A 21,449-nucleotide genomic window follows, 5' to 3' on the forward strand; every position below is an offset into this window, starting at 1 on the left:
AAAAGCACGGGTGTTGTTACTAAAGCCAACGAACGTGATGAAATTCAATGGATAACGCAATGCTCACTCTTATCGTAAAATTTTTAGTCAAACCAGATCAATTAGCGGTCTTTAGGCAGGCGCTTAATAGCAACAGGTTAGGTTCACAAAGTGAGCCTGGCATGCGCGAAATGCGCTTTTTTGAGGATAAGGATTCACCTAACAGCATTTTTGCTTATGAGCGATGGGAGAATGCCCAAGCCCATCAAGCGCATATTAATCAGCCGTATGCGCAGACCTTATTGCAACTTGCTGAGAACGCTTTGTTATCCCCTATTGAGGTGATGACATTACAAGATACGAAGCCAGCCCCTTTGCATGAAAATAACCCCAAGCAAGTGCAAGCCGAAGACGATGTATTTAGCCTCTTTTTTATATTCAAAATCAAAGAGGGGTATAAAGAACTGCTATTGCAACAATTTACGGCCCACGTGGCCCAAACGCGTAGTGAAGAGCCAGGAAACATCGTATTTGACTTGTACACCATAGACGGGAAAGACGACACGCTGGTGATTTACGAGCATTGGCGTAAAGAGTCTGACCTGTGGGATATCCATTTCAAACAGCCCTATGCGATTGAAACAAGTAAGCTGTTAGAGCAGGCTATTGTGGGTGATATGAAACAATATATGAATGTCGTCAACGAGTTTTAATTCGCTCAATAACCTAGATTACTGCGAACTTTTTGTGTGTCATCCTGAGTGACTTCCTATTGGCCATAATTGCGTGTAATGACGCTTTATGGTCTTTTTTTTTTGCCAGTTCCCTCTAAGCTCTTATTGGACTACAGGACTGACCTCTGATATAAATCTGTTACGGGGAAGTGAGTTAGGTGTCTGCACTGGGTGGACTGCGGCTCATTCAACACCGAAAAAATGAATAGGGATATTATGCTACCACTCACACGAATTTTCTGTGTTTTTTTCATTTTGGGCGCAGTGAACGCTCATGGGCAAGACACGGCACCAAGCCAAGAATCAAACCAAGCATCGAGCCAAGACAGTAGTCAGACACAAGCATCAATCGAACAAACACAACAAGAAAAAGAACAGCAGGAATATATGCTGTGGGCCAATGCCTTGTGGGAATCAATGACACCGCAAACCGGCAATATTGCACTATCTGGGGATGTCGCAGAATTAAACGTCCCTGATAATTTTTATTATTTGAATGCGCAAGACTCCCGCAAAGTGTTGGAAGACATTTGGGGCAACCCACCAGGCAGTGCAGATGGAATGTTAGGCATGTTGTTTCCTGCGGGGGCGACTCCGTTTGAGGGCGATTCATGGGGTGTCACCATTGAGTATCAACAAGATGGCTATGTGACAGATGAAGACGCTGATGAGATAAATTATGATGACTTATTGGCGCAGATGCAGGAAGACACGCAGCTAAGCAGTGAAGAGCGCGTAACCCAAGGGTATGAGGCGATTTCACTTATCGGTTGGGCGGCTGAGCCATATTATGATCAGGCCTCAAATAAATTGCACTGGGCAAAAGAACTAAAATTCGGTGACGCTCCAGTTAATACTCTGAACTACAATATTCGCGTACTCGGTCGCAAAGGGGTGTTAGTGCTGAACTTTATTGCAGGCATGGACCAACTCCCATTGATTAATCAAAACCTAGACACGGTTTTGACCATGGCTGATTTTAAAGAAGGCTCTAAATACGCTGACTTTAATCCTGAAATTGATGACGTAGCGGCTTATGGAATTGGTGCCTTGGTCGCGGGTAAAGTGCTGGCAAAAACGGGGTTAATAGCAGCGGCCTTAGTGTTTTTAAAGAAGTTTGGCGTGATTATTGTGCTTGCGCTGGGCGCATTTGCACGCAGACTTTATAAAGGGCGAAAAAGCAAAGTTCAAGAAAGCAAAGCCGAAGAAAGCACAGAATAGTCGCTTCTTTCGATTGGTACGAAAACGCTGCCCTCAGGCAGCGTTTTTTTAAGTATCACTGGCTTTTCGCGCTCATTCTATTTCGTTAAGAATATCGCATTAAGAAAAAGACACGTGATACTCAGTGACAGAGTGGTGCGCTTCATCGGCTTTAAGCGTTGCACTTGGAAAACTAGGTTGGTTTGGTGAATCAGGGTAAAACTGGCTTTCAAAACAATATGCATGTTTTCCTTGGTACTCAGTAGCGCCTTTACCTATCGGCTTAGGCCCCACGTAATTTGCAGTGTACAATTGCATACCTGGCATAGTGGTCAATACACTGAGCGTCCTGCCACTGGCAGTATCTACCGCTTTAGCAACTAATTCTGGCGATTCCATATCGTTATGATAGGCGTCTAAACACCAGTTGTGATCAAAGCCATTCCCTAATTTAATTTGCGCATGGCTAGATTGCAGCGGCCCACTAAGCGTTGTAAGTTCACGTAGATCAAAGGGTGAGTCTGCTACATCAACTCGCTCTCCTAACGGAATCGCATTTTCATCTGTTGGCGTATAGCGGCTGGCTAAAATTTGCACCTGATGATTTTCCACGGAGCCACTGTCGTGGCCAGCTAGATTAAAGTAAGTGTGCTGGGTAGGATTAAAAACCGTATCTTGGGTGGAATGTGCCTGATAACTAATTTTTAATCCTGATGGCGCTAATGTATAGGTAACGTTGACCGTCAGTCGTCCAGGAAAACCTTGGTCACCGTCTTCACTCACCAAGGTTAATTTCAAAGACGGGTGTGTGACGTCGTCAAGCTCTTGTACTTGCCAAACTCGGCGATTAAAACCGTCGCCGCCACCGTGTAAGCAATTTCCTGCCTGATTGACATCGACTTGGTGGTTCACATCATTAAGAGTAAATTGACCTTTTGCAATGCGGTTGGCATAACGCCCAACCACTGCGCCTAAATAGGCTTGGTCAGCAATATAATCCTCAAGTGTGTCAAAGCCTAATACGATATCCACTTTTGCTTGGCTGTCGCTGTTCTCTGAGCTATTAACAGCGGGCACTAACCAGCGACGAATAATACCGCCTAAGTCCAGAATATCTACTTGCATGCCATGCTCATTGCTTAGTGAGTATTCCATGACTTTTTGACCATTTACGAGGGTGCCAAATAAACGTTTAGTGATCATTTGGAATACCCTAACGTGCTTTGTACTGCGTTTTCCCAGCCTGAGATAAGCTTTCTGCGTTGCGATGACGCCATGCTCGCTTCAAAACTGCTTTCTACCTCATTCATACTGGCTAACTGCTCGCATGATTGGTAGATACCCGCCTTTAGCCCAGCGAGGTATGCCGCTCCTAAAGCGGTGGTTTCCATTATCTTGGGTCGCTCAACGGTGACATCGAGAATACCCGCTAGAAATTGACATAACCAATTATTGCCCACCATACCGCCATCTACGCGGATTTTATCCAAAGATACGCCGTCTTCGGCCATAGCGTGAAGTAAGTCAGATGTTTGATAGCACACTGATTCAAGTGCTGCGCGAACGAAATGCGCATTTGTGGTGCCACGGGTAAGACCGAAAACGGCACCGCGCGCGTCGGGCGCCCAGTGCGGTGCACCTAAACCAGCAAAGGCCGGCACCATATATACACCGTGCTCATCATCTAAAGATTTGGCCAAGTCTTCGGTTTCTGATGCACTTTTGATGACGCCTAATCCATCGCGGAGCCATTGAATGGCAGCGCCAGCGATAAAAATTGAGCCTTCAAGCGCATAGTGTGTTTCACCTTTAATGGTGTAGGCCACGGTAGTGAGTAACTTGTTCTTTGATTTGAAGGCTTTTGTACCTGTGTTGAGCATAACAAAGCAGCCCGTGCCGTAGGTGCTTTTGATTTCCCCTTCATTGAAGCAGCATTGCCCTATACTAGCGGCTTGTTGATCGCCTGCCACACCCAATATTGGTAAGGAAAAGCCAAACAAGTCTTCCGTTGTGTGACCAAAATCATCGGCACACTCTTTAACAACAGGTAGCACAGATTTAGGTACATTAAACACTTCTAGTAGCTTAGGATCCCATGCCATATCATGGATATTGAATAAATTGGTTCTACTTGCATTGGTCACGTCTGTGGCATGCATTTGCCCGTCTGTTAAACGCCAGATAAGGAAAGAGTCAATGGTCCCAAATGCGAGATCGCCAGCTTCGGCCTTTTCGCGGGCACCGTCAACATTGTCTAGGATCCAGGCGACTTTTGAGGCAGAAAAATAAGGGTCGAGTAATAACCCTGTGCGAGAATTCACTACGTCGAACAAGCCCTTATCTTGCATATCTCGACAAGTTTGCGCGGTGCGTCTGTCTTGCCAAACAATCGCATTATAAATCGCTTGTCCTGTGTTTCTGTCCCAAACAACTGTGGTTTCACGTTGGTTTGTTACTCCAATGGCAGCAATACGCGCGCCTTTTGCAATCGCTTCTGATATCGCCTGGCGGCACACAACCACAGTAGAAGACCAGATATCTTCAGGGTCGTGTTCTACCCAACCATCGTTCGGGTAATGTTGAGCGAACTCTTGTTGAGCTACCGCAATAATGCTTGAGTCAGGCGCAAAAATGATAGCTCGTGTTGAGGTAGTGCCTTGGTCAATAGCTAATATACAATCTTTGATCCGCATCGCAATTTCGATCCTTTTACAGGTTTAACTTTGTTGAGATTTTCTACTTTTTTCTTCATCTAATGCTTTATTTAGCAAGGTCTTAGCTTCTAATAGCAGGCTGCGCATTTGATTTTCAGCTGCTTGATGATCCCCTGCTAAAATGTAATCTAAGATCTCTTGATGATCTTCTACGCTTGCTCGGTCTACCCCTTTGTGACGATTGGTGATCCGTATACTAAAACGCAGTGCGACTTCTATGGTGTGGCGCATATTCCAGAAAAATCGATTACCGCTGGCTTCCAAAATGCCCACATGAAAGGCAATATCTGCATCCAAATGATCATCTTCGCCGCGAGCAGCTGCTTCCATCCGCCCGATTGCAGCCGTTAAATTCTGACGATTTTCATTGGTTAAATTTGAAGCTGCCAAGCCTGCTGCAGCGGGCTCTATGGCTAATCGCATGTCGGCAAATTCGGAAATTATCGGTAATGAGCCTTTGCGATCTAATAACCAATTTAAAATGTCTGGATCAGACAAATTCCAATGTGACTCAGGTAATACAATTGTGCCTCGTCTGGGCCTTGCATCTAGCATCCCCTTCGCTGTGAGCATTTTTACTGCTTCTCGCAGCACAGTGCGGCTGGCGTCAAACGATTCGCAAAGGGCTGCTTCTGCCATTAAAGGCTCCCCCTGAGGGTATTCGCCTAACGCGATTGCTTTACCCAAAGACTGAACGATGTGTCGAGTGAAATTACCGCTAAACATTCTACTTGCCATGTTGATTTCCGCGTTTCATTGTTATTTTAATTCTTCAAGCTGACAGATACCGTTTCTACAGCAGCATGTTGTTGCCTTGCAGGAACGGTGCATATCGGCTCCGCTATTCCTTGATATGGCGTGCGATAAACAAATACCGCCCCATTATTCTTATGTTTTCTATCCTCATCGCTGGACAACCCGTCACGTGCAGATGTAATGATTAGGTGATTGAGGTTTGGACCACCGAAGCTTACGCATGATGGCTGTAGGCAATCAATGGGTAGGGTGAAATCTAATTGTCCTGTTGGGGAATATCGTTTTACACTGGCGCTTCCCCACTGAGCATTCCAAAGGTAACCTTGGTTGTCAATGCATGAGCCATCAGGAAAGGCATTGCCACTTGTTTTAAAGAAAATATCTCGTCTACTAGTGGAGTCATTTTGTCGCGTCAATTCGCTACACCACACTGTCTGTTTTGGTGAGTCGGCAAAGAACATAGTTTTGTTATCTGAGCTGAAAGACAATCCATTGGCAATAATGACGTCGTCAAAAATAGGCTTTGCTTGTCCATTCTCGCTCAGGCGATATAGCTTAGCCCGTTTGTCTTTGCTCAATTGGTTCGCATCTATTTTGTCATCTTCAATCATGGAGCCAGCCCAAAAGCGCCCTTGGCGATCAACTTTACCGTCATTCATGCGCGTGTAAGGTAGGTCCGTTTCAACTTTCGTTATCCACTGAATCTGTTGCTCAAAAGGATTGAAAAACGCAAAACCTGATTCAAAAGCAACAATAAACCATTCGGGTTCTGGGGTTAACCCAAAAGAGCATAATCGTTCAGGGCATGGGTAATGTGTGACGGATCCATCAAAGTTCCAGCGGTAGAATTGCTTGCCTACTATGTCTGTCCAAAATGCACATTGCTGCCGAACGTCCCACACAATACCTTCACCTAGCTCGTTTTCAACCGCTAAGCAGGTGTGTAGCTGGATCCCTTTTGGCATACTTAAATCACCCATGCTAAATTTGCTCACTGGGTGCATCAGCAGCCAGATCACGCCAATTGACTGAAGCCAATGTTTGTAAGCCGAGTAAGGTCGCATCCTCACTGCTAAAATGTTCTGTGCTGATCCCCATGTATTCCAGTGCTTCTACATACAAGCCACAGATATGGTCTGAGCCAATAACGGCCACATGAGAGAAAATATCAAAATCTTGCATTGCAGCTTTTACGTCTGAGCCAATAAGTAAGCCTGATAAATAGCCTGCGGCTTCTGCATTGGTGCGTTTATCTAGGATTTGATATGCACGGGTTGCGAACAGAGTATGCAGTAAATTACTTGATTGATGCATACCAATGCGCAGGCCGCTCGTGAAGCTACTTTTGCACCAGCTCGGCACAGATGCTGGGCTGAGCAATACACTATGCTGACTCAACACTTCATACAGCTCTCCAACTGGGCTGGTTACGAAAGAGGTAATGTTATCTTTCTCACACTGTGCCCACTTAGTATGTGTGCCGGGAAGGCAAATTAATCGTTTTTCTTCGGCTTTTGGCAGTTGTGACAGAAAACCGAATACTTGGGTTTCTTCACCGCGCATAATGTCAGGTAAATGATGCCGGTTTTGACAGGAAACACCCGGCAATATTGTGATGTTCAGGCCGCGCGCTGAAAAGTTTTTACTTAACGCCAATAAATTATTTTTATCAGTGGGACAGGGGACATAGTTAGTTTGTTGCCATCCTGTGTCTGAGCCCACTGCACCGATCAAAAAAGCGGAAATATTGCCATACTGCTCAATCCAAGGCTGGCACAGTTCAAAAAAACGCGCCTCAGGGTTATTAATGTACTTAATACCCATGCCCTTGGTACGAGCCAAAACGGTTAGTGCTTGCTGGTGAAAACGACATAGATAAAGGCGGCACACACTTGTGCCCCAATCACCCAAAATAATGATATCTGATTGAGTATTCATTACGTTCGACCTGCATCAATAACAAATTGTTGGCCAGTCACCATTGCACTGTCTTCTGCGGCTAGAAATAGCGCCATGTTCGCCACATGAATTGGCTCAAGACTGCCACGTAAGGCCACAGATTTTTGCCACTCTTTATCTGCTTCAGGGGTCAACCAAAGGGCGAGTTGGCGGTCCGTTGCGACCCAGCCAGGCAAAATCGTGTTCACCCGAATACCATATTCGCCGTATTGGTTGGCGAGGGATTTACTCAAGCCGTTTAAAGCAGACTTGGCGGCCACATAGCCTGGCATTTGTTTTGGCCCGATTAATACATTAATAGAGCTCATGTTAATGATATTGCCGTTGCGCTTATCGCGCATTAAGCGAATTGCGCTCTGGCAGGCAAAAAAGGTAGAGTCGAGATTAACGGCCATGCAATCACGCCAACCTTGTTGATCGATATCAAGTGGAGAGTGACGTGTGTCATTTGCGACATTGTTAATCAGTACGTCTAAGCGTCCGTGGCTTTGCCCGATAGAGCTGATAAAAGATTGCAGCTCCTCTATGTGGGTGGTGTCTAGGGCTTTAAAAACAGGGGCCTTACCTAATTCATCATGCAGTTTGCTGCACAGTGCATGAGCCGCCTCTTCCTGTACGTCAACAAACAATACTTCAGCATGTTGACGCATAAACGCTTCTACCATCACCGCACCGATACCAGTTGCACCGCCGGTGATTAGAATGACTTTGCCTTTGAGGCTAGGGTAAGTTGCGTAATTGGGCATAACTAACTCATTGATATTGATTGGACTGTCATTATAAGCAAACTCGTGATTCAATCACTAATGCGACACAGCTTCTCATGTACATATATATTATAATATTATTTATTTTCAAATTTAACTCATTTTATTTACATATTTAACCACTTTTCCTCAGCGCACAATTCACAAGATGATTAAAAATCCTCCGTTTTTCCTGCCTTAGGGCCCAGTGAGTGACATTTATTTGCCTCATGTGATGCCAAAATGCGCCACATTTTAGAATTCTCTCCACATATCAGCCACTTCAGTCTATGCCTTGATTTCTCTGGCTTAGGGCAATCTGAAATTGCCTGTTTTATCCCTTGACATGATAGACAAGAGATACCTAAACTGTGCATTGTGGGTAAAAGTGGCAAAAAGTGGATCAAAACGGTTAATTTTTGCCAAGAATGATAAATATTGAGTAACAAATAACAAAAGGCTTGGGCAATGTTCCGCGGTGCGAATGCAATTAATCTAGATATAAAAGGACGTGTAACGATACCCACGAAGTATCGTCAGTCTTTGCTGGATGATTGTCAGGGCCAACTGGTGTGTACTATTGATACCCAGCAACCTTGTTTGTTGCTTTACCCACTGGCTGAATGGGAAGAAATCGAGCTTAAACTGTCTCGCTTATCGAGTATGAACCCTCACGAACGCAGATTACAGCGTTTGTTGCTCGGTTATGCGACGGAAGGCGAGATGGATAAAAGCGGTCGTTTCTTACTGACTGCGCCATTGCGTGAGCATGCTCATTTAGATAAACAAATTATGTTGGTTGGCCAGTTGAACAAATTCGAAATTTGGGATCACAGTGTCTGGCAACAACAAATACAACAAGATGTTGCGACTGAGCAAGAAGCAGCCTTTGAATTAACTGAGCGCTTGCAGGACTTCTCACTCTAATGACTACGCAAACATCACACTTATCTGTACTTCTGCAAGAATCTCTTGAGGGCTTAAGTATCAAGCCTGATGGGGTCTACTTAGATGCTACATTCGGCAGAGGCGGCCATAGCAAGCAAATATTGACGCAATTGTCAGACAAAGGGCGTTTAATTGCACTTGATCGCGACCCATCTGCTATTGAAGCGGCGAAAGTGCTTGCTGACGACCCACGTTTTAGTATTCATCACTGTAACTTTTCTGAGATGGAAGACGTTCTCACCTCCCTTGAATTGCATGGAAGAGTCGATGGCATTCTGATGGACTTAGGCGTCTCATCACCTCAGCTAGATGAACCAGAGCGCGGCTTTAGCTTCATGCGCGAAGGGCCGTTGGATATGCGTATGAACCCGACGAAAGGACAAAGCGCGGCTCAGTGGTTAGCCCATGCAGAAGAACAAGATATTGCGCAGGTCATCAAAGAGTTCGGCGAAGAGAAATTTGGCAAGCGGATCGCCCATGGCATCGTAAATGCTCGCCAACAAGTGCCTATTACCACAACGGCTCAGCTGGCTGAAATCATCGATATTGCTGTGCCGGTTAAAGACAAATTTAAGCACCCAGCCACCCGCAGTTTCCAAGGGATCCGCATTTATATCAACAGTGAGTTAGATGAGATCCGCACAGGATTAAAATCCGCGCTGAATAGTTTGAATTCAGGTGGCCGTTTGTCTGTGATTAGCTTTCATTCGCTGGAAGACAGATTAGTTAAGCGCTTTATTCGTGAACAAAGTCGTGGTTTGCAAGTGCCTCATGGCTTACCCATCATGCAGTCAGAAATTGATTCTCATAAAGCCTTAAAAGCGATCGGCAAAGCAATTAAGCCATCTCCTGAAGAACTCTCGCGCAACGTACGTGCCCGTAGCTCTGTACTTAGGGTGGCCGAAAAACTATGAGTACCCAAGAGACTAACTTCAAACTTGTCGGTTTTTTACTTGCCGACCTAGCCCGCCATCCCGTGCGGGTTTTGTTGTTTTTGTCACTGTTGGTTAGTGCAGGGGCGGTGATCCTAAGCGCGCACCATAATCGTCAAGCATCTATCGCCCTGGAGCGCTTAATGCAAAAGAAAGATTTGCTTGATGTGGAGTGGCGCAATCTGATCTTAGAGCAAAGCGCGTTAACCGAGCACAATCGAATTGAAAACCTTGTATCTAAGCAATTAGATATGCGTCGCCCCCAAGCTGAAGAAGAAGTGGTGGTGAGAATAAAATGAGCCGAGTCAGCAACAAAAAACGCAACCAACAAGCGAAACAAAATGTCGCGCCTACTGCTTTGCATTGGCGTTACTTGCTTGTGATCTGCGTCATTATGTTGGTGTTTGTTGGGCTATCAGCGCGGGCGGTTTATATTCAGGTAATCGACCCTGACTTGCTGATACAGCAAGGGGATAACCGCACATTACGCACGCAAAATATGCCAGTTCATCGCGGGCTTATTACCGACAGAAATGGCCAAAATCTTGCGGTCAGTGTTCCCGTTCGTGCTATCTGGGCAGACCCTAAAACCATAGTGGAAAATGGCTCATTGAATGACAAACGTCGCTGGCAAGCGCTAGCTGATGTGTTAGGCCAAGACTACGACAAATTGGTTTCTCGGGTTAAAAACCCCAAAAAACGTTTTGTATATATTCAGCGTCAGGTTTCACCTGCGATGGCTGATTATGTGGATCAGTTGTCTATTAACGGTGTATATCTGCGTGACGAGTCTCGTCGGTATTACCCTACAGGGGAGGTATCAGCGCAACTGATAGGGTTTACCAATGTTGACGACCAAGGCATTGAGGGAATCGAGAAACTCTACAACCAGTGGCTGAAAGGCTCACCTGGCAGTCGTAAAATCCGCCGCGATGCCAAGGGACGCCAGGTCGAAATTCTAGAGCAAGAGGCAGGTGAAGAACCGCGCGATATTCAACTTACTATCGATCAGCGCATTCAGGCATTTGCTTATAAAGAACTGAAAAAAGCGGTGCAATATTACAAAGCCACATCTGCTTCTGCCGTGGTTGTCGATGTGCAAACGGGTGAGATATTGGCCATGGTCAACAACCCGTCTTATAACCCTAACAATCGTAGTGGTGTCTCAGGGCATAGAATTCGTAATCGCGCGATTACTGATGCTTTTGAACCCGGTTCTTCTATTAAGCCTATCGCAGTATTAAGTGCCTTAGAGTTTGGTTCAGTTGAAATGGACAGCGTTATCGATACTTCCCCAGGTTGGATGCGGGTCGGTGGGAGTATGGTGCGAGACTCGCGTAATTATGGAGAGTTAGATTTAACCGGCATTATTCGCAAATCTAGCAATATGGGCACATCAAAACTGGCCTTATCAGTTCCCAAGCAATTTCTCATCGATCAGTATTACAACATGGGATTAATGAGTGACACAGGCTCGAATCTTATTGGTGAGAGTAGTGGTATTTTTCACGATCGCAGCCGTTGGTCAGAGTTTGAACTCTCAACATTATCATTTGGATATGGTCTATCTGTTACCACAGCGCAGCTGGCTCGAATGTACAGTACACTTGGCAGTGGCGGGATTAAGCGCCCATTGAGTATTATTAAAAGCGAACAGAAAGCGCCAGAAGAGCGTGTATTGAGTGAAGATATCGCTCATGAAGTGCTGACCATGATGGAAAGTGTGGTCAATGAAGGTGGCTCAGGCACTAAAGCCCGTGTTCCCGGCTATCGAGTCGCGGGTAAAACAGGTACCAGCCGTAAAGCTGTGGCGGGTGGCTACGGCGAAGAGTACGTGAGTATTTTTGCCGGCGTGGCACCGGTTTCAGACCCGCAGCTAGCCGTGGTAGTGCTTATCAATGAGCCTAGAGGCGATTTATATTACGCTGGGGATACAGCTGCTCCTGTGTTTTCAAAAATCATGTCCAATAGTTTGCAAATGTTAAACGTTCCCCCTGACGACAAAACCGTGTCTTCTCTGGCTGCAATTAGGGGAGATTCAAATGCAGGTTAAGCAAAACGTTCAACTTAATACGACGCAAAGCATTCAGCCTTTGTTAGCTAAGTTTGGCATTGAAACCGCTGATATCATGGTTGAATCTTTGGTGCTTGATAGTCGTGAAGTCGCTATTCATAGTGCGTTTGTCGCGCTTAAAGGGCATGTACGAGACGGACGCGATTTTATACCGCAAGCGGTTAGCCTTGGTGCGAAAGTCATCATTGCCGAGTGCGACACTCAACAAGAGCACGGGCAAACGAGTATGCGCGAGCAATCGTTGATTATTAGCTTTTTCAACTTATCAGCTCAGTTGTCAGCACTCGCTGCCGCGTTTTACAAATATCCTGCAACCGAAATGCTAATTATCGGTGTCACGGGCACCAATGGCAAAACTTCGACCGTACAATTGACTAGTCAATTGGCCGCTTTACTCGATAAACGTTCAGCTTCAATCGGTACTTTAGGTTCAGGCGTGATAAGTCGCGCAGGAGAATGTGCATCTTTCGGTGAAACCATCAATACCACACCTGATGCTATTACTATGCATAAGCTGATGGCGCAATTTGCACAAGATAATGTCAAGCAAGTTGCCTTAGAAGTGTCATCACACGCCTTGGTACAAAAACGCGTTGCGGCCCTTAAAATGGACGTGGCTGTGTTTACAAATCTTACCCGCGACCATTTAGATTATCACGGAACGATGCAGGCTTACGCGCAAGCAAAGCGTGAGATTTTAGCTCAACCTGAGCTCAAATTTGCGGTTTTAAACGGTAATGAAGTTGAAAGCAAGCAATGGCTAGCGCAGTTACCGCACTCTGTTACACCTGTGGTTTACGGGATGGATGATGAAAGTTTACTTTTGACTGATGCGCACCAAGTGTGCCTAGCTAAAGATGTTGAATACAGCAGTCAGGGGTGTCGTTTTTCCTTGGTGTCGTCATGGGGGGAATGCGAAATACAGTTAAGGTTATTTGGGCGTTTCAATATCTTCAATGCGTTAGCGGCAATAGCGTCACAGCTATGTTTAGGTAAAGGATTAACTGACATCGCTACTGTGGCCCGCCAACTCGTGCCTGTTGCTGGGCGGATGGAGCGCTTCAGTGATGAAACGTCCCCCACAGTGGTGGTGGATTACGCCCATACCCCTGATGCCCTTAAACAAGCATTGCTGGCGCTACGTCAGCACAGTGAAGGTCGCTTATTCGTTATTTTTGGTTGCGGTGGCGATCGCGACAAAGGCAAACGCTCCTTAATGGGCGAGGCAGCTGAAACCTGTGCTGATGTGGTAATGATTACCAATGATAACAATCGTTCAGAAGACCCTAATGCTATTGTCAGCGATATTTTAGCGGGCTGTATTCACCCTGAAAAAATCCAGGTAGAGCTCGATCGTAAACGAGCTATCGCGATGGCTGTTGCTCAGGCCACCCCACAAGACATCATATTAGTGGCGGGTAAAGGTCACGAAGATTACCAAATTATTGGCAGCGAGACAGTTGCTTACAATGAACGCGAATACGTAAAACAAATGTTTGAGAGGAATATCACATGATCCCGGTGTCATTGACGTGGATAGCACAGCAAGTGCAGGGCGAGCTAATTCGCAGTGAAAATAGCATAGCTGCTAACGCCATCATTCAAGGCGTGAGTACTGACACACGTCAAATCAACCCGGACGATTTATTTATTGCTTTGAGTGGCCCCAATTTTGATGGGCATAAGTTCATTGATAAAGCGCAGCAAGGTGGCGCTGTGGCGGCAATAGTAAGTCGAAAGGTTGACACGGAGCTTGCACAGATATTGGTTAGTGATACCAAAGAGGCGCTAGGCCGTTTAGGCCAAGCCATTAAGCGTGAGGTGGCACCTAAAACAGTAGCAATCACTGGTAGCAGTGGCAAAACCACAGTCAAAGAAATGGTAGCGGCCATTTTGTCGCGCCGAGGAAAAGTATTGGCCACCAAGGGCAACTTTAACAATGATATTGGCGTGCCTCTTACCTTGCTGCGTTTAGAAGCTGATCACGAGTTTGCTGTCGTGGAGCTTGGCGCAAATCATCTTGGCGAAATAGCCTATACAACCGAGTTAGTAAAACCTGATGTGGCTACGATTGTGAACGCTGCCGCTGCACACCTAGAAGGTTTTGGTAGCCTGTTAGGCGTAGCTCGCGCCAAAAGTGAGATATTCAAAGGCCTAGGCAAAGATGGCTTAGCCATTTTTAATGCCGACAGTCAATTTTATGCGTTTTGGCATGGCAAGTATGAGCACCTACGCAATCAAGCGTTTTCCACTAAAGATGAAGTAGATTATTACGCCCAAGATGTGGTTTTGGGGTTAAACGGTTGTGCCGATTTTTTGATGGTTACACCGCTGGGGAAAGTGTCTATTTCATTACCCCTACCTGGTATTCACAATGTTAGTAATGCCCTTGTATCTGCTGCCTTAGCTATCGAAGTAGGTGCTAACTTACAAGACGTGCAAGATGGGCTTCAATATATGGCGCAAGTCAGCGGCCGCTTGCAGGTTAAGCAGCTAAGTGGGCAGGTTAAAGTACTTGATGATACCTATAACGCCAATGTGGCGTCAGTCAATGCTGCTATCGATTTACTGGGCAGTTTCGCTGGTCGAAAAGTTTTAGTGCTGGGTGATATGGCAGAGCTGGGGGAGCGAGCGCGCTTTTATCATCAACAAGTGGGTGAATACGCCAAAGAAAAGGGCGTCGACGATTTATACACTTTGGGTGTGCTCAGTCAAAGTGCCAGCGATGTATATCAAAAAAGCGGATACCATTTTAGTGATAAAGACAAACTAGTCGCGGCGCTAGCCGAGAATTTAGCAACGGAGAAACGTGATATCAGTATTTTAGTGAAGGGCTCCCGTAGTGCCCGTATGGAGTTGGTTGTTGAAGCTTTGGAGGCATCCCCCGTGGGAAAGTTTGAACGCTTTAGGGAGCTAATTGCATGCTAATGCTATTGGCCGATTGGCTACAACAGTTCGAGCCTAGTTTTCGAGTATTCTCGTATCTGACCTTGCGTGCCATTTTAAGCACGTTAACCGCGCTATTGATTGCGGTGCTGATTGGTCCGCGCATGATCCGCTGGCTGCAGACCATGCAGATTGGCCAAACCGTGCGTGATGATGGCCCGCAATCTCATCTTGCGAAGTCAGGTACACCAACCATGGGTGGCTTACTTATTTTGGCGGCCATTGTAGTCAGTGTGTTGCTATGGGCAGATTTAACCAACCGTTACGTTTGGGTCACATTAAGCGTGGTTGTGGGGTATGGCATTATTGGTTTTATTGATGACTATCGTAAGGTCGTACGCAAAGATCCCAAAGGATTGATTGCTCGCTGGAAATACTTTTGGCAATCAGTGATTGCCATTGCTGTCGCTTTATATTTATACGCGAGCCAACAAGACCCTGCTGAAACGGCCCTATTGGTGCCATTTTTCAAAGATGTCATGCCTCAAATGGGGCTGCTATTTATACTCATGACGTACTTCGTCATTGTCGGTACCAGCAATGCGGTAAACCTTACCGATGGTTTAGATGGCTTAGCGATTGTACCAACGGTCTTGGTGGCAGGTGCGTTTGCCATTTTTGCCTATACCACAGGCAACATTAACTTTTCGGCTTACCTGAATATTCCCTATTTACCCTTAACCAGTGAGTTGGTGATTGTATGTACTGCCATTGTGGGGGCGGGCTTAGGCTTCTTGTGGTTCAACACATACCCAGCAATGGTGTTTATGGGTGACGTAGGGTCATTGGCATTAGGTGGAACGCTGGGTGTTATTGCCGTGTTAGTTCGTCAAGAAATTGTATTGGTGATCATGGGCGGTGTGTTCGTGATGGAAACCTTGTCGGTTATTTTACAGGTTGGGTCATTCAAGTTACGTGGCCAACGTATATTCCGTATGGCGCCAATCCATCATCACTATGAATTAAAAGGCTGGCCAGAGCCTCGCGTTATTGTGCGTTTCTGGATCATTTCGATCATTTTAGTCTTGGTTGGCTTAGCCACCTTGAAGTTACGTTAAAGGTATTTGGTTTACATGGCTGCAAATCCATTAGCAAACAAAAACATCATCGTTGTCGGACTCGGTTTGACCGGTTTGTCCTGCGTGACGTTTTTACTGGCTAAAGGTGCCAACGTAAGCGCTATGGATACACGTGCTGATCTCAATGTCAGTGTGGATGCGCCGGTATTCTTAGGAGAGCTTGATAGCACACGCTTGTGCAGTGCTGATATGTTGGTCGTAAGCCCTGGGCTGAGTCTACAAACAGCCGCTATTCAAGACGCTATCGAAGCGGGAGTGCAAGTTGTTGGGGATATCGAGCTCTTCGCTATGTTCAATAACACACCCGTATTAGCGGTGACCGGTTCAAATGGTAAATCCACCGTCGCGACACTTGCCTATGAGATGTGTATAGCGGGGGGAAAAAAGGCCTTACTCGGGGGCAATATCGGTACTCCGGCTCTTGAACTTCTAGAAAAAGACGCAGATGTCATTGTTCTTGAGCTATCTAGTTTTCAACTTGAAAGCACCCACACGTTACGCCCTTTGGTCGCGTGCATGTTGAATCTTAGCGACGATCACTTAGACCGGCATGGCGACATGTTGAGTTACCAGCGTGCTAAGTTACGTATATACAAAGATGCACGTTTTAGTGTGTGCAATCGCGATGATGCGGCTACATGGCCCATGACAATTAATCCGGACGTTATGTTTGGGTTAAGCAGTAGCGAGAGGGGGTTAAGCTGGGACAAAGACACAGCTCAATTGCTGCTCGACGGTAAACCGTATCTTGATAGCCAAGCATGTATGCTGGTGGGCGAGCACAACATGCTTAACATACAAGCCGCCACAGCAATGACGATGCTGGCAGGCATTGAGCTAGAGGCGATCAAATCGGCGGCGATGAACTTTGCTGGTTTAGCACATCGTTGCCAAACCGTTGCTATGAGCAGCAATGTCCGCTGGATCAATGACTCAAAAGCCACCAATGTCGGTGCAACAATTGCTGCGATTGATGGGCTTGCGCCTACCTGCAAAGGCAAATTGATCTTAATTGCTGGTGGCGACGGGAAAGGCGCAGATTTCAGCCCATTGGAAGATCGTTTTAACCATCAAGTGAGTGAACTGATTACCTTAGGCAAAGACGGCCCCAAATTAGCCAAATTAAAGCCAAGCAGTCATCAAGTGGTAAATTTAGAAGACGCTGTTCAATTGGCCGCAAGTCTGGCCAGTAAAGACAGTACAGTATTGCTCTCGCCAGCCTGTGCTAGCTTAGATATGTTTAAAAATTATCAACAGCGCGGAGAGCTATTCGAGCAAGCAGTGAATAACCTTGTATCTAAACAAGGTGGTCAGCGATGAATACGTCAACATTTGTTACGCCCCTTCGCGCCATGTTTGCTCAGCGTCATGATGCAGCACCTGCGGTTGTGCGGCCTTATGATGTGAGTTTAATTTTACTCGCCCTGTCGTTGATGGCTATTGGTTTGGTGATTGTGACTTCTGCATCCATGCCCGTCGCGTCACGTTTGTTTGACAACCCGTTTCATTTTGCTATTCGCCACGGGATTTATTTAACCTTAGCCATTGGCGCAGCATTAGCAGTTATGCAAATTCCGATGCAGTGGTGGCGCACTAGCAATGCGTGGTTATTGTTGTTGGGACTCGCGTTACTCGTTGCTGTGCTATTGGTAGGGCGCAGTGTTAACGGCAGTACTCGCTGGTTAGCAATAGGCCCAATAACCATTCAGGCTGCTGAACCTGCCAAGCTTTTCTTCTTCTGTTATTTAGCGGGATATTTGGTCAGGCGCTACGAAGAAGTGACTGAAAATATTAAAGGGTTTGCTAAACCCCTGGTGGTGTTCTTTGCCTTTGCATTTTTATTACTAATGCAACCAGATTTAGGCACCGTGGTTGTGATGCTATGTACCACCATAGGCTTGTTATTTTTAGCGGGGGCTAAATTGTGGCAGTTCTTTGGTTTGGCGTTCGCTGGCGGTGCTGCCGTAACCTTTTTAATTATGTTCGAAGAATACCGCATGAAGCGGATTACGTCGTTTTTAGACCCTTGGGCTGACCCTTTCGGCAGTGGTTATCAGTTAACACAATCACTAATGGCCTATGGTCGCGGCGATCTATTTGGTCAGGGGCTAGGTAACAGCTTACAAAAACTGGAATATTTACCAGAAGCGCACACCGATTTTATTATGGCTATTTTAGCGGAAGAGCTTGGTTTTGCCGGCGTACTGACAGTACTCGCTCTAATGCTAGGCATAGTCCTTAAAGCCATGAAAATGGGCAGCAAAGCGCTGCAGAATGAGCGTCCGTTTGATGCCTATCTTGCTTACTCCATCGGTATTTGGTTTAGCTTTCAAACCGCGGTCAACGTTGGGGCAAGCGCAGGTATTTTACCTACCAAAGGGCTGACTTTTCCACTGCTGAGTTACGGTGGCTCAAGTTTGATTATTATGGCCGCAGCCGTTGGATTATTGGTGCGTATCGACTTTGAAATGCGCGTAGAAGGTATTCAAGCTATTAACCGTGGTGGTAAAGCAAAGCCCAATCGCGAGAAAAGTAAAAGCAAAGCCAAAACTACCAGTAGCGCAGGTAAGAAAAAAGTATCTACGGTTCTTGATGATGTGGCGTACGCCGTTGTCGATGAAGAACAAGAAATGAATGCATTCATGGATGATTTTGCTCATGATGATTCAGCTTCATATGCGGATAATCATCAAGGTAAAACAGCGAATAAGCGCAGTAGACGCACAGCGGCTAATGAGCAGGAGGATGACAACAATGTCTAATCCGACTGTGATTGATTCTACCATGACGAATACCTTGCTAGTAATGGCCGGTGGCACAGGTGGTCACGTGTTCCCTGGTTTAGCCGTAGCGCAAGCCTTACAAGAGCAAAATTGGCATATCCATTGGTTAGGTACTGCCCAGCGGATGGAAGCTGAACTGGTGCCAAAAGCCGGGTTTGATATCAGTTTTATTGATATTGCCGGTGTGCGCGGAAATGGACTTGTTCGATTGCTCGTAGCGCCATTCAAAATTGTTAAAGCGGTTTTGCAAGCAAGACGCGTAATTAAACAAGTCAAGCCTGATGTAGTGATAGGTATGGGTGGCTTTGCTAGTGGCCCAGGTGGCGTAGCGGCTTGGTTGATGGGCAAACCTCTGATATTGCACGAACAAAATGCTGCGCCAGGCATGACTAATCGCTTGTTAGCTCGCATCGCGAATAAAGTGCTGACCGGTTTTGCTGACACATTTGATGCCCAGAAAAAAGCAAGCGCTACTGAACAAGATACCAACCTAACTGATAAATATCAGTGGGTGGGTAATCCAGTGCGAGCTGGTTTTGCCGATATCCCGCCCAAGCAGGTCTCTGCTACTCATGGCCGATTAAATATTCTTATTCTAGGTGGAAGCTTAGGCGCTAAGGCATTAAATGAAAATGTACCTCTAGCGTTGGCGAAACACGATAATGTTATGGTACGCCATCAATGCGGTAAGGGGCATTTGGCCTCAGTCATTGAATTATACAAGAGCCAATTTGGCGAACGCGAAACATGGCAAGTAACCGAATTTGTTGACGATATGCCCCAAGCCTATCAATGGGCAGATCTCGTTATATGTCGGGCTGGTGCCTTAACCGTTGCCGAAGTATCTGCAGCAGGTGTGGCGGCTATTTTTGTACCTTTACCTCATGCGGTGGACGATCATCAAACCAAGAATGCGCAAACGTTAGTCGAGCAAGAAGCGGGCTATTTGCTAGCGCAAAATGAACTAGTCAATGGCGGACTAACCCCTTTGTTAGAAAACTGCCTTGCACAACCGAACATGCTAGTGGCTATGGGCAACAAGGCCCGTGCCTTAGCGAAATTAGATGCAGTCCAACGAGTCACTCATTGCTGCCAGTTGTTAGTGGAGAAAGCGCAATGATCGCACCCGATAAAATTCATTACCATGTGCCAGAAATGCGCCGAATTAAGAATATTCACTTTGTGGGTATAGGCGGTGCAGGCATGGGTGGCATTGCCGAAGTGTTATTAAATGAAGGGTATCAAGTATCAGGTTCTGATCGCCAAGCCAATGGTATGACCAACCGTTTAGCGGGCTTAGGGGCGACTATTTTCTTTGGTCATCAGGCGTCAAACGTCGAACAAGCCAATGTGGTCGTGGTATCCAGTGCGATTGACCCAACCAATCCAGAGGTAAACGCAGCAAACGAAATGCGTATTCCTGTTATTCGCAGAGCAGAAATGCTAGCTGAGTTGATGCGTTTTAGGCATGGTATCGCCATTGCCGGAACACACGGCAAAACGACCACCACGAGTTTGATTGCGACTATCTTTGCACAAGCAGAGCTTGATCCTACGTTTGTGATCGGTGGCTTACTCAATAGTGCTGGCACCAATGCAAGACTGGGTTCAAGCCAGTATTTAATTGCCGAAGCGGATGAAAGCGATGCGTCGTTCGTGCACCTACAGCCTATGGTGTCTGTTGTCACTAATATCGAACCGGATCACATGGAAACCTACCAAGGTGATTTCGATAAGATGCAAGACACCTACATAGACTTTTTGCACAATTTGCCGTTTTACGGCTTAGCCGTGCTATGCATTGACGATCCAGTCATTACTGAGTTACTACCGCGGATAAAGCGTAAGTACCTGACGTATGGTTACAGCGAAAACGCAGATGTGCGCGCAACTAATGTTAAGCATAGGTTCAATCAAAGCGAATTTACCTTAATACGTAAAGATCATGACGATATACAGGTGACTGTTAACGCGCCGGGCAAGCACAACGTGCTTAACTCATTGGCTGCAATCGCGGTCGCAACCGATGAAAATATCGCTGATTCAGCGATCAAAGCAGCATTAGCGAATTTCTCAGGCATTGGTCGACGCTTTGAAATGCTAGGTGAATTTGCCACCGGTGACGGTGATGTATTGTTAGTGGATGATTACGGTCATCACCCTACTGAAGTGGAAGCGACTATCGCCGTTGCACGTAATAATTGGCCGGACAGAAGATTAGTCATGGCTTACCAGCCACATCGTTATTCTCGCACGCGAGATTTGTATGAAGATTTTGTGCGCGTGTTGTCTCAGGTCGATGTGCTGCTATTGCTTGATGTTTACTCTGCTGGTGAAGAGAAAATTGACGGTGCAGACAGTAAGTCCTTGTGTCGAAGTATTCGTCAGCGCGGCCAACTTGAGCCCATATATGTCGCAGATAAAAACGAACTACCTAAATTGCTGGCAGATAATTTAACTGACCAAGATATTTTGCTGACCCAAGGTGCGGGCAATATCGGGCAAATTGCCAAACAACTGCAAGATATGAAATTAGCGAAAAGCGCGCTACGTGAAGGGTGGTCGAAGTGACATCAATCAAGGCAACAAACACAAATTC

General features: G+C 46.2%; 19 protein-coding genes. 13 read left to right on the forward strand and 6 right to left on the reverse strand.

Translation table 11 applies throughout. The annotated features are described in order from the left end of the window. The first annotated feature begins 47 nt into the window (after positions 1-47). A complete protein-coding gene (locus FX988_RS16800) occupies positions 48-692 on the forward strand; it encodes a putative quinol monooxygenase (RefSeq protein WP_254700648.1) in 645 nt (214 codons plus the stop codon). 237 nt (positions 693-929) lie between these two features. Beyond that, positions 930-1,934 (forward strand): DUF2167 domain-containing protein, encoded by a 1,005-nt coding sequence (locus FX988_RS16805; protein ID WP_160181256.1) that lies wholly within the window; start codon positions 930-932, stop codon positions 1,932-1,934. Between the two features lie 99 nt (positions 1,935-2,033). On the opposite strand, the gene FX988_RS16810 is transcribed toward FX988_RS16805, so the two are convergent. Genes FX988_RS16810 through FX988_RS16835 form a run of 6 tightly spaced genes read right to left on the reverse strand, consistent with a single transcriptional unit; the run spans position 2,034 to position 8,088 of the window. Continuing rightward, positions 2,034-3,116, reverse strand: a complete 1,083-nt coding sequence (locus tag FX988_RS16810) for an aldose epimerase family protein (RefSeq protein WP_160181257.1) — start codon at positions 3,114-3,116, stop codon at positions 2,034-2,036. Then, positions 3,113-4,606 carry a glycerol kinase GlpK gene (gene glpK / locus FX988_RS16815; protein WP_160181258.1) on the reverse strand — a complete coding sequence of 498 codons (1,494 nt, stop codon included), beginning with the start codon at positions 4,604-4,606 and terminating at the stop codon, positions 3,113-3,115. Before glpK ends, FX988_RS16810 begins: the two co-directional genes overlap by 4 nt. Positions 4,607-4,630: 24 nt before the next feature. Beyond that, positions 4,631-5,365 (reverse strand): FadR/GntR family transcriptional regulator, encoded by a 735-nt coding sequence (locus FX988_RS16820; RefSeq protein ID WP_254700649.1) that lies wholly within the window; start codon positions 5,363-5,365, stop codon positions 4,631-4,633. A 26-nt stretch (positions 5,366-5,391) separates the two neighbouring features. Then, entirely contained in the window at positions 5,392-6,363 is a 972-nt protein-coding gene (locus FX988_RS16825; protein ID WP_160181259.1) for an SMP-30/gluconolactonase/LRE family protein, read from the reverse strand. 1 nt (position 6,364) lies between these two features. Then, positions 6,365-7,321, reverse strand: a complete 957-nt coding sequence (locus FX988_RS16830) for a 2-dehydro-3-deoxygalactonokinase (protein ID WP_160181260.1) — start codon at positions 7,319-7,321, stop codon at positions 6,365-6,367. Further along, the gene (locus FX988_RS16835; protein WP_160181261.1) at positions 7,321-8,088 is read right to left on the reverse strand and encodes an SDR family NAD(P)-dependent oxidoreductase; all 768 of its coding nucleotides are present in this window, start codon (positions 8,086-8,088) and stop codon (positions 7,321-7,323) included. Before FX988_RS16835 ends, FX988_RS16830 begins: the two co-directional genes overlap by 1 nt. Positions 8,089-8,556: 468 nt before the next feature. Here FX988_RS16835 and mraZ point away from each other — a divergent pair, with 468 nt between their 5' ends. From mraZ to murC, 11 genes are read left to right on the forward strand one after another with little or no spacing between them, the layout of a single operon-like run. Beyond that, positions 8,557-9,015 (forward strand): division/cell wall cluster transcriptional repressor MraZ, encoded by a 459-nt coding sequence (gene mraZ, locus FX988_RS16840; RefSeq protein WP_158771181.1) that lies wholly within the window; start codon positions 8,557-8,559, stop codon positions 9,013-9,015. Beyond that, complete coding sequence (rsmH, locus tag FX988_RS16845; RefSeq protein WP_160181262.1) at positions 9,015-9,950, forward strand: 16S rRNA (cytosine(1402)-N(4))-methyltransferase RsmH; 936 nt, start codon at positions 9,015-9,017, stop codon at positions 9,948-9,950. The genes mraZ and rsmH overlap by 1 nt, the downstream gene beginning before the upstream one ends. Then, positions 9,947-10,267, forward strand: coding sequence for a cell division protein FtsL (gene ftsL, locus FX988_RS16850; protein ID WP_160181263.1), 321 nt, complete (start codon positions 9,947-9,949; stop codon positions 10,265-10,267). Before rsmH ends, ftsL begins: the two co-directional genes overlap by 4 nt. Further along, the gene (locus tag FX988_RS16855; protein WP_160181264.1) at positions 10,264-12,021 is read left to right on the forward strand and encodes a penicillin-binding transpeptidase domain-containing protein; all 1,758 of its coding nucleotides are present in this window, start codon (positions 10,264-10,266) and stop codon (positions 12,019-12,021) included. The genes ftsL and FX988_RS16855 overlap by 4 nt, the downstream gene beginning before the upstream one ends. Beyond that, complete coding sequence (murE, locus tag FX988_RS16860) at positions 12,011-13,558, forward strand: UDP-N-acetylmuramoyl-L-alanyl-D-glutamate--2,6-diaminopimelate ligase (protein WP_160181265.1); 1,548 nt, start codon at positions 12,011-12,013, stop codon at positions 13,556-13,558. The genes FX988_RS16855 and murE overlap by 11 nt, the downstream gene beginning before the upstream one ends. Then, positions 13,555-14,970: a UDP-N-acetylmuramoyl-tripeptide--D-alanyl-D-alanine ligase gene (locus tag FX988_RS16865; protein ID WP_160181266.1), complete on the forward strand. Its 1,416-nt coding sequence runs from the start codon at positions 13,555-13,557 to the stop codon at positions 14,968-14,970. The genes murE and FX988_RS16865 overlap by 4 nt, the downstream gene beginning before the upstream one ends. Next, complete coding sequence (gene mraY / locus FX988_RS16870) at positions 14,964-16,046, forward strand: phospho-N-acetylmuramoyl-pentapeptide-transferase (RefSeq protein ID WP_160181267.1); 1,083 nt, start codon at positions 14,964-14,966, stop codon at positions 16,044-16,046. Before FX988_RS16865 ends, mraY begins: the two co-directional genes overlap by 7 nt. Before the next feature lie 15 nt (positions 16,047-16,061). After that, positions 16,062-17,387 carry a UDP-N-acetylmuramoyl-L-alanine--D-glutamate ligase gene (gene murD / locus FX988_RS16875; RefSeq protein ID WP_160181268.1) on the forward strand — a complete coding sequence of 442 codons (1,326 nt, stop codon included), beginning with the start codon at positions 16,062-16,064 and terminating at the stop codon, positions 17,385-17,387. Continuing rightward, entirely contained in the window at positions 17,384-18,829 is a 1,446-nt protein-coding gene (gene ftsW, locus FX988_RS16880; protein ID WP_160181269.1) for a cell division protein FtsW, read from the forward strand. The genes murD and ftsW overlap by 4 nt, the downstream gene beginning before the upstream one ends. Then, a complete protein-coding gene (murG, locus tag FX988_RS16885; protein WP_160181270.1) occupies positions 18,822-19,970 on the forward strand; it encodes an undecaprenyldiphospho-muramoylpentapeptide beta-N-acetylglucosaminyltransferase in 1,149 nt (382 codons plus the stop codon). The genes ftsW and murG overlap by 8 nt, the downstream gene beginning before the upstream one ends. Beyond that, positions 19,967-21,421: a UDP-N-acetylmuramate--L-alanine ligase gene (gene murC / locus FX988_RS16890; protein WP_160181271.1), complete on the forward strand. Its 1,455-nt coding sequence runs from the start codon at positions 19,967-19,969 to the stop codon at positions 21,419-21,421. The genes murG and murC overlap by 4 nt, the downstream gene beginning before the upstream one ends. Positions 21,422-21,449 lie beyond the last annotated feature (28 nt).

This window comes from Paraglaciecola mesophila, assembly GCF_009906955.1.
GTDB lineage: Bacteria > Pseudomonadota > Gammaproteobacteria > Enterobacterales > Alteromonadaceae > Paraglaciecola > Paraglaciecola mesophila_A.

Excerpts from the sequence above, each read along its gene's own strand:
- rsmH (WP_160181262.1), top strand. The coding sequence starts at position 9,015 with ATGACTACGCAAACATCACACTTATCTGTACTTCTGCAAGAATCTCTT.
- murE (WP_160181265.1), top strand. The coding sequence starts at position 12,011 with ATGCAGGTTAAGCAAAACGTTCAACTTAATACGACGCAAAGCATTCAG.
- ftsW (WP_160181269.1), top strand. The coding sequence starts at position 17,384 with ATGAATACGTCAACATTTGTTACGCCCCTTCGCGCCATGTTTGCTCAG.
- FX988_RS16820 (WP_254700649.1), bottom strand. The coding sequence starts at position 5,365 with ATGGCAAGTAGAATGTTTAGCGGTAATTTCACTCGACACATCGTTCAG.
- murD (WP_160181268.1), top strand. The coding sequence starts at position 16,062 with ATGGCTGCAAATCCATTAGCAAACAAAAACATCATCGTTGTCGGACTC.
- FX988_RS16825 (WP_160181259.1), bottom strand. The coding sequence starts at position 6,363 with ATGGGTGATTTAAGTATGCCAAAAGGGATCCAGCTACACACCTGCTTA.
- FX988_RS16835 (WP_160181261.1), bottom strand. The coding sequence starts at position 8,088 with ATGCCCAATTACGCAACTTACCCTAGCCTCAAAGGCAAAGTCATTCTA.
- FX988_RS16865 (WP_160181266.1), top strand. The coding sequence starts at position 13,555 with ATGATCCCGGTGTCATTGACGTGGATAGCACAGCAAGTGCAGGGCGAG.
- FX988_RS16830 (WP_160181260.1), bottom strand. The coding sequence starts at position 7,321 with ATGAATACTCAATCAGATATCATTATTTTGGGTGATTGGGGCACAAGT.
- glpK (WP_160181258.1), bottom strand. The coding sequence starts at position 4,606 with ATGCGGATCAAAGATTGTATATTAGCTATTGACCAAGGCACTACCTCA.
- murC (WP_160181271.1), top strand. The coding sequence starts at position 19,967 with ATGATCGCACCCGATAAAATTCATTACCATGTGCCAGAAATGCGCCGA.
- FX988_RS16800 (WP_254700648.1), top strand. The coding sequence starts at position 48 with ATGGATAACGCAATGCTCACTCTTATCGTAAAATTTTTAGTCAAACCA.
- FX988_RS16805 (WP_160181256.1), top strand. The coding sequence starts at position 930 with ATGCTACCACTCACACGAATTTTCTGTGTTTTTTTCATTTTGGGCGCA.
- FX988_RS16855 (WP_160181264.1), top strand. The coding sequence starts at position 10,264 with ATGAGCCGAGTCAGCAACAAAAAACGCAACCAACAAGCGAAACAAAAT.
- mraY (WP_160181267.1), top strand. The coding sequence starts at position 14,964 with ATGCTAATGCTATTGGCCGATTGGCTACAACAGTTCGAGCCTAGTTTT.
- ftsL (WP_160181263.1), top strand. The coding sequence starts at position 9,947 with ATGAGTACCCAAGAGACTAACTTCAAACTTGTCGGTTTTTTACTTGCC.
- mraZ (WP_158771181.1), top strand. The coding sequence starts at position 8,557 with ATGTTCCGCGGTGCGAATGCAATTAATCTAGATATAAAAGGACGTGTA.
- FX988_RS16810 (WP_160181257.1), bottom strand. The coding sequence starts at position 3,116 with ATGATCACTAAACGTTTATTTGGCACCCTCGTAAATGGTCAAAAAGTC.
- murG (WP_160181270.1), top strand. The coding sequence starts at position 18,822 with ATGTCTAATCCGACTGTGATTGATTCTACCATGACGAATACCTTGCTA.